This is a genomic window from Lactococcus garvieae (assembly GCF_016027715.1).
In the GTDB taxonomy this organism is placed as follows: Bacteria; Bacillota; Bacilli; order Lactobacillales; family Streptococcaceae; genus Lactococcus; species Lactococcus garvieae_A.
On record NZ_CP065691.1, the window covers coordinates 544,536 to 557,074 of the forward strand.

The window sequence follows — 12,539 nt, forward strand, 5'->3', positions numbered from 1 at the left end:
TAGACTTAGAATATAATTTGCTACTCATAAAAGGAGTCACCATGTCACTATATCCAGATGATAGTTTAACTTTACATACAGATCTTTATCAAATCAACATGATGCAGACCTACTGGCAGCTTGGTCGCCATAACCGAAATTCTGTTTTTGAAGTCTTTTTCCGCTCAATGCCTTTTGAAAATGGCTATGCTATTTTTGCTGGTCTGGAACGCATGGTAGACTACTTAAAGGAGTTGCGCTTTACAGAAACAGATATATCTTATCTTCGTGAACTTGATTATCCGGAAGACTTTTTGAAATACCTTGCTGAGCTACGTTTCACCGGAACAGTTCGCTCTGTTCAAGAAGGCGAGCTTGTTTTTGCGAATGAACCTCTGGTACAAATTGAAGGACCTTTGGCGGAATGTCAACTTATTGAGACAGCTGTACTCAATATTATTAATTTCCAAACTTTAATTGCAACAAAGGCTTCACGTATCAAATCAGTGATTGGCGATGACCCTTTGTTGGAGTTTGGGACACGACGGGCACAGGAAATGGATGCTGCCATCTGGGGGACACGGGCCGCTTATATTGGTGGTGCTGATGCGACAAGTAATGTTCGTGCCGCTAAAATTTTTGGGATTAAGCCAAGTGGTACACACGCGCATGCTTTAGTTCAAAGCTATGGGAATGATTATGAGGCCTTTAAAGCCTACGCACAGACACATAAAGATTGTGTTTTCCTTGTCGATACTTATGATACATTAAATATCGGAGTGCCATCTGCGATTCGCGTGGCGCGTGAGTTTGGTGATAAGATTAACTTCCAAGGTGTGCGTATCGACTCTGGCGACATGGCTTATATCTCGAAAAAAGTGCGTAAACAATTGGATGAAGCAGGATTTACGGATGCTAAGATCTATGCTTCTAACGACTTGGATGAAGCAACTATTTTGAATTTAAAGATGCAAAGAGCTAAGATTGATGTTTGGGGTGTGGGGACAAAACTCATCACAGCCTATGATCAGCCTGCCTTAGGTGCGGTGTATAAACTTGTTTCTATGGAAGATGATCAAGGTGAAATGCAAGACACAATCAAGCTGTCTAGCAATGCTGAAAAAGTTTCAACACCAGGCAAGAAACAAATTTGGCGCATCACAAGAGAAAGCGATGGTAAGTCAGAAGGAGATTACATTACTTTTGATGATGAAAGACCAGATCAGAGTGACGAAATCTATATGTTCCACCCTGTTCATACTTTTATCAATAAAAATGTACGTGATTTCACGGCAAAACCTTTACTCAATGAAATCTTTGTTAACGGTCAGCAAGTTTATACACTTCCTACTTTAGAAGAAATCAAAAATTTTGCTGAAGCGAACTTAACAGAGCTTTGGGATGAATACAAACGTAATCTCAATCCTCAGCCATATCCTGTTGATCTGTCACAAGAACTATGGAACCATAAGATGCGTCTGATTAGTCAAGTACGCACAAAAGTTTCTGGAATGAAATTGGATTGATACTATGAGAATAAAAAATATAGAGCTAGCCCATGCGGAAGCTTTTGGGCAATTACAAAAAGAAATTTATCAAGAAAATAACTTTATGCTAATTGAGCCCGATGAGCAGAAGACAAAACTGCACGAGTTAGCAAATCAGATTGCTTCAGCAGACTTCATGATAGGCGCTGATAATGACAAGGGAGAATTAGTTGCATATCTTGCTGCTTATCGTGGCGCTTATCGGCGAGTTCAGCATAGAGTGTCACTTGTTATTGCGGTGCGCAAGTCTTATCGCCGTCAGGGTATTGCCAGCCAGCTCTTTGCTGAATTAGAAGAATGGGCAAGAAAAAACCAAATTACGCGTTTAGAACTCACGGTTGCAATGAACAACAGTGCAGCTATCTCTTGTTATAAAACGAATGGTTTTATTATTGAAGGAGTTCGGAGCCAGTCTCTCAAAATCAATGATGAGTTGGTTGATGAATTTTACATGGCTAAAATATTGGAGTGAATATGTCTTTACAAGAAAAAATTATCAAAGAATTAGGTGTTAAGCCAAATATAAATGCACAAGAAGAAATCCGCAAGTCGGTCGATTTTCTCAAAGATTATTTAAAAAAATATCCTTTTATAAAAACTTACGTTTTAGGTATTTCTGGCGGACAAGATTCGACATTAGCTGGACGTTTGGGACAAATTGCGATTGAAGAAATGCGTGCTGAGACAGGAGATGATGCATACACATTTGTGGCTATTCGCTTGCCTTATGGCGTTCAAGCTGATGAAGAAGATGCGCAAAGAGCACTCAAATTCATTAAGCCTGACAAAAGTTTAGTCGTAAATATTAAAGATGCTGTGGATGCCCAAGTTGCAGCATTAGAGGCAACTGGTGTGGAAATCTCTGATTTTAATAAGGGTAATATCAAAGCGCGTCAACGTATGATTAGCCAATATGGCATCGCTGGTGGTATGCAGGGCGCTGTATTGGGTACAGACCATGCTGCAGAAAATATCACTGGCTTTTATACGAAATATGGTGATGGCGGCGCAGACCTTCTTCCCCTTTTCCGTCTAAATAAACGTCAAGGGAAGATGCTTCTGGCAGCTTTAGGAGCGGTTCCTGCTCTTTATGAAAAAGTGCCAACAGCGGATTTAGAAGACGGTAAGCCTGGCTTAGCAGACGAAGTTGCTTTAGGTGTAACTTATGATGATATTGACAACTATACAGAAGGCCGTTCTGTTTCTCCTGAAGCTAAGGAAAAAATTGAAAACTGGTATCTTAAGACTGAACATAAACGTCACCTGCCGATTACCGTTTTTGATGATTTTTGGAAATAAAATGAGAATTTTTGCAATAAAGACGTTAGCATTTTGCGGACGTCTTTTTTTTACTTAAATCAATAAAGCAAAGTATTAGAGTATGTTATAATTAAATAATATAAACGCTTACAGGAGGAATATTATGCCCTACATCGAAATAATAGAAGAGTCAAAAATTTATCAATCTGGTGGAGAAAAGATATATGCAAATGATCACGTGAACTTTGCTATTGAAAAAGGTGAATTAGCAGTAATCCTAGGAACTTCCGGAGCAGGAAAGTCGACTATTTTGAATATCTTGGGTGGCATGGACTCCAGTGATGAGGGGCAAGTTATTATTGATGGAACAAATATTGCTGAGCTTTCACCAAAAGAGTTGATTACTTATCGCAGACGAGATGTAGGTTTTGTTTTTCAGTTTTATAATTTAATCAATAATCTAACGACAAAAGAAAATGTAGAACTGGCTTCAGAAATAGTTGAAAATGCAATGGATCCTGTGGAAGTTTTAAAAAATGTCGGCTTAGGACATCGTTTAGATAATTTCCCTTCACAGCTTTCAGGTGGGGAGCAGCAGCGTGTAGCAATAGCGCGTGCCATCGCTAAAAATCCTAAAATTCTTCTTTGCGATGAACCTACAGGTGCCCTTGATTATCACACAGGAAAACATGTTCTAAAAATCTTACAAGATATGGCACGTGTTCAGGGAACGACAGTAATCATCGTGACGCATAACGCGGCAATTAGCCAAATTGCCGATCGTATCATTCACGTCCACGACGGAAGTGTCAAAGAGATTAAAATGAATGAAAAGCCTTTGGATATTGAAACGATTGAGTGGTGATGTGATGAAAACAAAAATACTCAATAAAGATATTAAGCGTTCAATTACAGGCTCTTTAGGACGTTTTTTCTCCATTTTTTCACTTATGACTCTGGGAGTCTTTGCTTTTGTTGGTCTGAAATTATCTGGCCCCAATATGCGTGCAACAGCAGAAGAATTCTATGCACGCCATCATTTGGCAGATATGAGTATTACTTCAAGTGTGGGTTTGGATACCTCTGATCAAGAACTTATACGTCAGGCGCAAGGTACAAAAAAAGTAGAATTCGGTTATTTTCGTGATGTTATGTTGCCTGATAAAATGACTTCTCTTCGCCTTTTTTCTCAAGCAGAAAATCTATCAACTTATGAGCTCATGTCGGGAAGTATGCCCACTAAAGATAATGAAATTGCTCTGGATTTCCTTTATCAAGAGAAGTATAAACTTGGGGACACTATTCGTGTGACCGAAGAAAAAAGTAACGGCTCTTATATTCTTAAAACACATGAGTTTAAACTGGTGGGTTTTGTGAAGTCAAGCGAGTTTGTGGATAAAAGTCTGTATAGACAGACAAATATTGGGACAGGCCAGCTGAATGGTTATGCCGTCGTTTCACCAGATGTTTTTCAGTCAGATGTGTACATGATTGCACGTCTCACATTTAACTCCACGCAGGGACTTAGTCCTTATGATAGTCAATTTACAGAACGCTCGGATCATTATCAAGAAGCGCTAAAAAACTTATTAGCTGATCAGCCGCAAAAACGCTTGGCTGAAATAAAAAGGGAACCTCAAGCTCAGTTAAAGCAGGCTCAAGCCCAGCTAAGTGTTGAAGAAGCAAAACTCAGTCAATCACAAGCAGAACTCAATCAACAAAAAGCTATAATAGGCGACAACCCTCAACTTCAAGTAATGCAAGAAAGGCTGGATGCGGGCAAACAGAAGCTTGCCGAAAGCAAAAGCCAGTTGCAAAATAAAAAAGAAGAGCTCGCCTCTATTTCTCTTCCCGTATATACAGTCAATAACCGGAAAGAAGGCAACCCTGGATATCAGACTTTTATTGATAACTCAACACGCATCGACACGCTTTCCAATATTTTCCCTGTTGTCCTCTTTGCCATTGCTGTTCTTGTGAGTTTGACCACAATGACACGTTTTGTAGAAGAAGAGCGGGGGAATATGGGACTGCTCAAAGCACTGGGGTATTCAAATGCTCAGATTAGAAGAAAATTTATCGTTTATGGCGCTGTTTCGGCCTGTGCAGGGGCTACACTAGGTGTAATTTTAGGCCATGTGGTACTTCCTTATGTTGTTTTTAATGCTTACTCGGCTTCGTCAACTTTTTCTAATTTAATCTTGACTTTCTCCCCACTGTGGACGCTTCTTTCCTATGTGATAGCCCTTGCCTGTACCGTATTACCAGCTTACCTGGTAGCACAATCTGAACTGCGTGGTGCACCAGCAGCCCTCTTTTTAGCCAAACCACCTAAAGCTGGATCTCGCATCTTTTTAGAGCGTATCAAACCTATCTGGACGCGGATGAGCTTTACATATAAGGTAACGGCACGAAATCTCTTTCGCTATAAACAGCGGATGCTTATGACGATAGTCGGGGTGGCAGGTTGTACCGCCCTTCTCGTGATGGGATTTGGTATTCGTGACTCCATCTCGGGACTCGGCCAGCGGCAATTTGGTGAAATCTTACATTATAATATGTTGGTGGTTTCAGAAGATAAGCTCACAGCTCAGGAAGAAAAAGAACGAGAAAGTTTACTAAACTCGGAAGATGTTAAAGCTCATGAAGCTGTGCATTTTGAACAGCTGCATCAGACAGTTAATGATAATAGACAGGATATCAGTCTCATGGTTCCTGCAAATGATGAAGAATTTGCAAACTTTGTTACTTTAAGAAACCGGGTAAGTCAAGAAGAACTCAATTTATCTGATGACGGAGCAATAATTAGTGAAAAACTGGCTAAATTGCTTAAAGTAAAAGCCGGTGATACTGTTTCATTAAAGACAAATCAAGACAAAGCGATAGAAGTTAAAGTAGCAGGTATCACAGAGATGTACATGGGGCACTATATCTTCATGAACCAAAATCTTTATAAGAAGATTTTTGATGAAAACTTTACAGCTAATGCGAATGTGTTGAAACTTCAAGATACCTCTAATGAACGAAGCCAAGCAATCGCGGCAGACTTTATGCGAAGCTCAGGCACGCTTACCGTATCACAAAATAATGATTTACAAAATACCATCGATGCCTTTTTACACGGTATCAACAGTGTTATGTTTGTCCTGATAGGCTGTGCGATATTATTGGCTATTGTGGTTATCTATAATTTAACCAACATTAACGTCTCCGAGCGTATCAGGGAGCTCTCGACCATTAAAGTTCTTGGCTTTTATGATCGTGAAGTAACACTTTATATTTACCGTGAAACGATTTTGTTGAGCTTCATGGGGATTCTGGTTGGTTTTGGTCTTGGCTCCTATTTCCATCACGTGATTATCACAATGCTTCCGACCGATTTGATTATGTTTAATCCGATTCTCTTAGGAAGCAATCTCTTGCTTTGAGTGTAGTTGTCCATTTAAAACTAAAAAATGTTGATATGCTAGGAGCTCTCAAATCTATTGATTAAAATAAAAAAACTGTAGGTATTCTACAGTTTTTTTATATACTCAATGTTCGTACTTGTCAATCTTACGTTTGAGGTCCGCGACTTGTTGTCCTTTTTCCTCGTGTGCTAAAATATCTTCAAAAGCTGGAAGTTCCAATTCTTGACCATATTTTTGATACAAGGCAGTGGTTACCAAACGATATGCCAAGCGCGCGTTACGAGAAAGAATAGGGCCATGGAAGTATGTTCCAAAAGTATTTTTATAGTGGAGGCCTTCAGTGTCATCTTCTAGATTGTTTCCACCACCGTAAATGACTTTGCCTAAAGCTTTTTCGCCTGCCCCAAGATAAGTGATTCCCGAATGGTTTTCAAAACCATAGTATGTTTCACCAAATTCTTCATTGTGGATTTGGATATCACCAATAAAACGATCGTTGCCGAGATTTTTCGTATAATGAGGCAAAATTCCAGTACAATCAATTTTATTGCCTGCAGCATTGATGTAGTATTGGCCGAGCATTTGGTAGCCACCACAGATAGCAAGCATTGGTTTTTCCGCTTCAATATAAGATTTGAGTGGTTCAGTTAGATTTTTAAAACTGTCTGCAATAATTTCTTGCTCATAGTCTTGTCCACCTCCCCAGAAGACCAAATCATAAAGATCTTGATCAAACTTATCTTCTAAAGAGACAATATCAAAAGTCATTTCAGCGCCTAATTTCTCGCCGACATATTTTAACATGAGGATATTGCCGTTGTCACCGTAGGTGTTCATTAAATCCCCATAGAGATGGGCAACACGGAGTTCATATTTAGGGTTTTCTAAATTTGAAATTAAAGAAGTATAAACCATTAGTACATCTCCTTTCCAATCAGATTATTTTGGGCGAGTAATTCACGCATTTCGAGCATAGCAGTATAGGTTGCAAGGATATAGATATGCTCATCTGCTTGGTTCTTAATGGCGTCAAGAATTTTATTGAGAGAGTCTAATTCATGAATCTTACTTTCCTCAAAGCCAGATACACGATAACGTCTAGCCATTTCACTATGACGTACGCCTCCGACAAAGATTTGATCAATATCCATGTCATGTACTAACTCAAAGTTAGCATCCCAAATCCAACTTGTATCGATACCATCCGCATAGTTGGCATTCAGGAGACTGACTAAAGTAAAGGGATATTCAGCCAGTTTCATCATTTCGAGAGCTTGATTGGCTCCCACTGGATTTTTAATCAAAACGATTGTAGCTGATTTTTCACCTATTTTGAATGTCTCTTGACGTCCAAAGACAGCTTTTGACTGCTCAAACCCTGCCTTGATGGTTTCCGCAGGTACGCCATAAAATTCAGCAACAGAAACTGCAGCTAGAGCATTGTAAATATTGTAAAGTCCACCAACATTAATCTTATATGAATTATTGTCAATCACAAACTGAGAAGAAGTATTCGTAATCTCCGTGAGTTCTGATAAACGATAGTCTAACTCTGGACGTTTAAAGCCACAGTTTTGACAGATATAATCCCCCAGATTAGCATAAGTATTGAGTTTGTAGTCTAAGATATGTTGACATGCAGGACACACGACACCTTCAGTATTATAATGTGCACGCTCAGGTGCGTGGCTTTCATGATCAAAACCATAATATTTAACTGGATTTACTAACTGACGGGAATGGAAGAGGGGACTATCGCCATTGAGCATGACAGTCGCTTCGGGTGCATTAGCAGCGCCTTTAACGATAAAGTCATAGGTTGTATAAATCTCACCATAGCGATCCATCTGATCTCGAAAGATATTTGTGAAAACAAAAAGCGAAGGCTTGATATATTCGGTTATTTTGGGCAATGAAGCCTCATCAATCTCAAGAACAGCAAAACCTTTCTTTCCTTTTTTAACCTTAGGAGCAGTCAGGAAAGTAGCGGTAATCCCTGTAATCATATTGGCACCCGAAGTGTTCGTTACAACCTTGCCAAAAGCTTTTTCCAAGATTCCGACAGTCAGAGCAGTAGTCAATGTTTTACCATTTGTTCCTGTGATAACGATAATTTCATAATCTTTAGTTAAAGTAGCTAAGATTTCAGGGTCAAATTTTAAAGCAATCTTACCAGGTAGGGTACTTCCACGCTTAAAGATTTTTTCTAAAACCAAGCGTGAACTCTTTCCTGCCAAAGTTGCGAATGAAGTTTTCATAGTCATAAGAAATATTATACCATAGATTGCAGGGTGTAGGAGGATAAACTTCTTGTTGTAGAAGACATTTTCTTGCTGGTAAATATGATAAGAAGAAGTTGTGTTGGGCGACTTGACTTCCGTAGATTTTTCATTTTTATTAACCACTGTAATCATTAATTATGATGCATCATATGTCTACTATCGGAAAATTTTACGTTAGTAAAAAATTTTTTAGATGTTGTAAGACAATCTCTTTCAATAAAAAAAGCTCTTGGACATTGCCAAGAGCTGGGTGTAGGAGTTTTGAGAGTTCCTACTCTTAGTATAATATAAAAAGCATAAAATTGAAAGATGTAAGTTTTGCTGGCTTTAATCTGTAACCAAAGCATTCTCAAATTATGCTAAAATAAAAGCATGAAAAATGCGACTGAAATTCTGCAAAAAATGAATCCTAACCAAAAAGTAAATTATGATAGGGTTTATCAAAAAATGCGTGAAAGTTGGGAGGCTGAGGGGTTTCGTCCTAAAATTCTGCTTCATTCATGCTGTGCACCTTGCTCCACCTATAGTTTAGAATACCTTTGTCAAAATGCCGATGTGACGATTTATTTTTCCAACTCCAATATTCACCCGCGAGCTGAGTATGAACGGCGTGAGAGAGTGCAAGCTGATTTTGTTAAAGATTTTAATGCAAGAACAGGGAATCATGTTCAGTTCATTGCAGCTCCTTATGAACCCAGTAAGTTTATGCAGATGGTAAAAATACATAATCTAGCAGAGGAGCCAGAAGGTGGATCACGCTGTACAGCTTGTTTCCAGATGCGGCTAGATATTGTGGCAGAGCAAGCACAAGAACTCGGTTATGACTACTTTGGCTCAGCACTAACGCTAAGTCCTAAAAAGAATGGGCAGCTTATCAATGAAATAGGTTTGGACATGCAAAAAATCTATTCTGTCCAGTACTTACCCAGTGATTTCAAGAAAAATAATGGTTGGAAACGTTCCGTTGAGATGTGCAGGGAATACGACATTTATCGCCAATGTTACTGTGGATGCGTCTTTGCAGCACGCCAGCAAGGTATTGATCTTAAAGAAATAAATAAAAATGCCATACAGTTTATAAATAAAGTAGAAGACAAAAAATAAAGAACATGCTATAATTGTTTCATGGTTAAAAGTTTTATAAATAAAATGAGTGCAATTTTTCAGCATGGTTCTTTTAACACCCTTTATGGTGGGTTTTACGAAGGAACCATAACTGCTGGAGAAGCTTTAAAGTATGGACAAATTGGTATCGGCACATTAGATGGTGCGGATGGAGAAGTAATTATCCTTGATGGCACAGCTTATCATGGAAATTCAGAAAATCAAGTACGCTTAGTTAAAGCAGAAGAAACCTTGCCGTACGTTGCAGTGATAGATCATCAACCCTTTGCGACTTATAAAGTCAATGGCTTGACGATGAAAACCTTGCATGACTTAACAGAGCAGTTTCCGACGCGTAATACAGCCTACAGCTTAAAAATGACCGGTTTCTTTGATTCGGTTGAAATCAGTTCAAAACCAGCAAAAAACACGAAAAATTATTTAGAAATATTGGCTGAACAGCCGCATTTTACAAAGAATAATGTTTCGGGAACCATTGTTGGTGTTTGGTCGCCTAAGTTTTTAGAAGATTTGTATGGCGATGGTGCTCACTTACATTTTCTAAGTGATGATAAGACTTTTGGTGGCCATTTGACAGAATTTCTGTCAGGGGCGATTACTATCGAAGTTGGCCAAGTTGGGGAAATGAAACAGGAGTTTCCACAAGAAAATGAGAATTTCAAAGCAATGCGTTTTGACTAAAATAACAGAAAGTATAAGCTACCTTTAAAAAGAGGTAGCTTTTTTTGTATTTAAGAATAACCATGACAAAAAATACTTCGAGCAACGATGCATGGAGGTCTTAGTAAATATGACTTGAGCACCAACTCTATCTGTTTTTGTGAGTGGTTCAGTCCCAAAAAAGGCGGAGTGGATTTTTAGAGAAAAATTTCCTAATGGTAGGAAATAAAAATAGAAGATAGCGCTAACATATCATGGTAGAATAAAATCATCAAAAGAAAGCTTCCACAAGTGAAAACTTAGTGAAAGAAAAAGGAGAAAGATTATGACAAAACAAATCCTCTTAACATGTGGCGCTGGAGCATCATCAGGTTTTATGGCAGCAGCGGCACGTAAGGCCGCAAAGAAACTTGGTGCTGATGTTGAAGTAAAAGCAAAAAGTGAAACTGAAGTTCCCACACTTCTTCCCGAAATCGACTTGCTCTTAGTTGCTCCACACCTGAAATATATGATTGATGAAGTCAAAGAACTGTGTCAGGCTAATAACGTTAAATATAATGTTATTCCTCAGCGCGTTTACGGTTCCCTTGATGGAAAAGGTCTTATCGAATTTGCTCTCAAACAGTTTGAGACAGAATAAAAATGTAAGCTAAAAAGTTAAAGGAGAGAACATGGAAAACACGGAAGCTGTTGAAAGAGATGATCTTGCGATAGTGTCAATGGGAGCAATACTGCATGCAGGAAATGCACGTGAAGCTATTTTCAAAGCGGCAGATAAAGCTGCGCAAGGTGAATTTATTCAAGCAGACGAGCTCATGCAAAAAGCAAATGCCGAACTTGTCGAGGCGCATCGCGCGCAAACATCAACGCTACAAAAAGAGGCGGAAGGTATTGAGATACCATATTCATCACTGTTTGGGCATGCTCAAGATCATGTTATGACTGTAAAAACAGAGCATAATTTAGTAAAAGAAATTATTAAACTCTATAAACGATTGGAGGAAAAAGAAAATGGATAAATTTATGAGCTGGATGACGGACTCATTCGCGCCTAAAGTCAATAAGTTTGCTAAAAATGCCTGGGTAGCTGCGATACAAGATGCAATCATGGCGGCTATGCCGATGATTCTAATTGGCTCTTTTGCGACTGTTTTAAGTCTTGTGAACATCTACGTTAAAGGTTTTCCAGACTTTTCGATGATTGGCACTTTCTCGTTCGGTCTCTTTTCTGTTTTTCTTTCTTACTTGATTCCAGATGCTGTCATGAAACAAAAGAAGCACTCAGATATATCAAAACAAGCAGGACTCGCAGGTTTAGCTTTCTTCATGATTTTAATTTATCCCAAGCTTGAAGCAACCACAGGCGTGATAAGTTTTGACAGCAATGCTTTTGGTACAGGAGGAATGATTGCAGCTCTCCTCGCTGGTTTATTTGTTGGCTTTGTCATGAACTTGTTTACAAAGATAAAGTTCATTAGTGATGAGTCGGGTTTACCTGATTTTGTAGCTATCTGGTTTAATACTTTGCTACCGATAATTGTGATTCTTTTAGTCGGTTGGTTCTTTACTTTCCAACTACATTTTAATCTTTATGAAGGCATTAATGCTGTATTTGAACCTCTGACACGACTTGGTCAAAGTTTCTGGGGGTTAACAATCCTCATTTTCCTGGGATTCTCATTTCTTTATTCCTTTGGGATTTCAAGCTGGGTGCTTACACCCGTAGTGTATGCCATAGAACTTCCCGGTATTGCCGCTAATCAAGCAGCAGTAGCAGCAGGAAATGCACCCACTAATATTTTTACCGTTGAAGCTGTAACCTTGATTTTACTGGGTGGTGGTGGAGCCACACTCTCCCTTTGTATTATGCTGGCTTTTCTCGCTAAATCATCACGCTTACGAATGATTGGTAAAGCCTCACTTGTACCTTCGATCTTTAATATCAACGAACCGCTTGTTTTTGGGGCACCGATTGCTTTTAATCCTATTCTGATGATTCCTTTTTGGATTACGGGCCTGATTACACCCATGATTCTCTGGGTGACTATGAAGCTTCACCTTGTGCCTATCCCAAGTGAGCCTTTCCAGATGTGGTATACCCCCGGACCAATTGCAGGATGGATTATTACTAAATCAATCTCTGGCCTTATCTTTGTCTTAGTTATCTTTGCCATCTCATGGCTCATCTACTATCCATTTTTCAAAGTCTATGATAAGCAAGCTGTACAGCAGGACTTAGAATGGGCTGAGGAAGACGAGGCTTAATACAAATTACT

Annotated in this window: 11 protein-coding genes and 1 pseudogene; 10 read left to right on the forward strand and 2 right to left on the reverse strand. The window is 39.0% G+C overall.

The window, feature by feature from the left end; translation table 11 throughout:
- The first annotated feature begins 41 nt into the window (after positions 1–41).
- From I6G50_RS02835 to I6G50_RS02855, 5 genes and pseudogenes are all read left to right on the forward strand, one after another.
- Entirely contained in the window at positions 42–1,505 is a 1,464-nt protein-coding gene (locus tag I6G50_RS02835) for a nicotinate phosphoribosyltransferase (RefSeq protein ID WP_081167679.1), read from the forward strand.
- Positions 1,506–1,509: 4 nt separating this feature from the next.
- Complete coding sequence (locus I6G50_RS02840) at positions 1,510–1,998, forward strand: GNAT family N-acetyltransferase (protein WP_081167681.1); 489 nt, start codon at positions 1,510–1,512, stop codon at positions 1,996–1,998.
- Between the two features lie 2 nt (positions 1,999–2,000).
- The gene (gene nadE / locus I6G50_RS02845) at positions 2,001–2,825 is read left to right on the forward strand and encodes an ammonia-dependent NAD(+) synthetase (protein ID WP_197909098.1); all 825 of its coding nucleotides are present in this window, start codon (positions 2,001–2,003) and stop codon (positions 2,823–2,825) included.
- 124 nt (positions 2,826–2,949) lie between these two features.
- Positions 2,950–3,651 carry an ABC transporter ATP-binding protein gene (locus I6G50_RS02850; RefSeq protein WP_003135852.1) on the forward strand — a complete coding sequence of 234 codons (702 nt, stop codon included), beginning with the start codon at positions 2,950–2,952 and terminating at the stop codon, positions 3,649–3,651.
- A 4-nt stretch (positions 3,652–3,655) separates the two neighbouring features.
- Positions 3,656–6,279 (forward strand): annotated as a pseudogene (locus tag I6G50_RS02855) (ABC transporter permease).
- Between the two features lie 40 nt (positions 6,280–6,319).
- Here I6G50_RS02855 and gatD read toward each other — a convergent pair.
- Positions 6,320–7,111 carry a lipid II isoglutaminyl synthase subunit GatD gene (gene gatD / locus I6G50_RS02860; protein WP_197909099.1) on the reverse strand — a complete coding sequence of 264 codons (792 nt, stop codon included), beginning with the start codon at positions 7,109–7,111 and terminating at the stop codon, positions 6,320–6,322.
- A complete protein-coding gene (gene murT / locus I6G50_RS02865) occupies positions 7,111–8,460 on the reverse strand; it encodes a lipid II isoglutaminyl synthase subunit MurT (protein ID WP_003135855.1) in 1,350 nt (449 codons plus the stop codon). Before murT ends, gatD begins: the two co-directional genes overlap by 1 nt.
- A 390-nt stretch (positions 8,461–8,850) precedes the next feature.
- On the opposite strand from murT, the gene I6G50_RS02870 reads away from it, so the two are divergent.
- From I6G50_RS02870 to I6G50_RS02890, 5 genes are all read left to right on the forward strand, one after another.
- Positions 8,851–9,582: an epoxyqueuosine reductase QueH gene (locus tag I6G50_RS02870; RefSeq protein ID WP_197909100.1), complete on the forward strand. Its 732-nt coding sequence runs from the start codon at positions 8,851–8,853 to the stop codon at positions 9,580–9,582.
- A gap of 21 nt (positions 9,583–9,603) precedes the next feature.
- Positions 9,604–10,284, forward strand: coding sequence for an acetolactate decarboxylase (locus tag I6G50_RS02875; RefSeq protein WP_197909101.1), 681 nt, complete (start codon positions 9,604–9,606; stop codon positions 10,282–10,284).
- Between the two features lie 304 nt (positions 10,285–10,588).
- On the forward strand, positions 10,589–10,903 hold the full coding sequence (locus tag I6G50_RS02880) for a PTS sugar transporter subunit IIB (protein WP_003135858.1): 315 nt from the start codon (positions 10,589–10,591) through the stop codon (positions 10,901–10,903).
- 31 nt (positions 10,904–10,934) lie between these two features.
- Positions 10,935–11,282, forward strand: coding sequence for a PTS lactose/cellobiose transporter subunit IIA (locus I6G50_RS02885; protein WP_197909102.1), 348 nt, complete (start codon positions 10,935–10,937; stop codon positions 11,280–11,282).
- The gene (locus tag I6G50_RS02890; protein WP_081167696.1) at positions 11,275–12,528 is read left to right on the forward strand and encodes a PTS sugar transporter subunit IIC; all 1,254 of its coding nucleotides are present in this window, start codon (positions 11,275–11,277) and stop codon (positions 12,526–12,528) included. Before I6G50_RS02885 ends, I6G50_RS02890 begins: the two co-directional genes overlap by 8 nt.
- Positions 12,529–12,539: the final 11 nt, after the last annotated feature.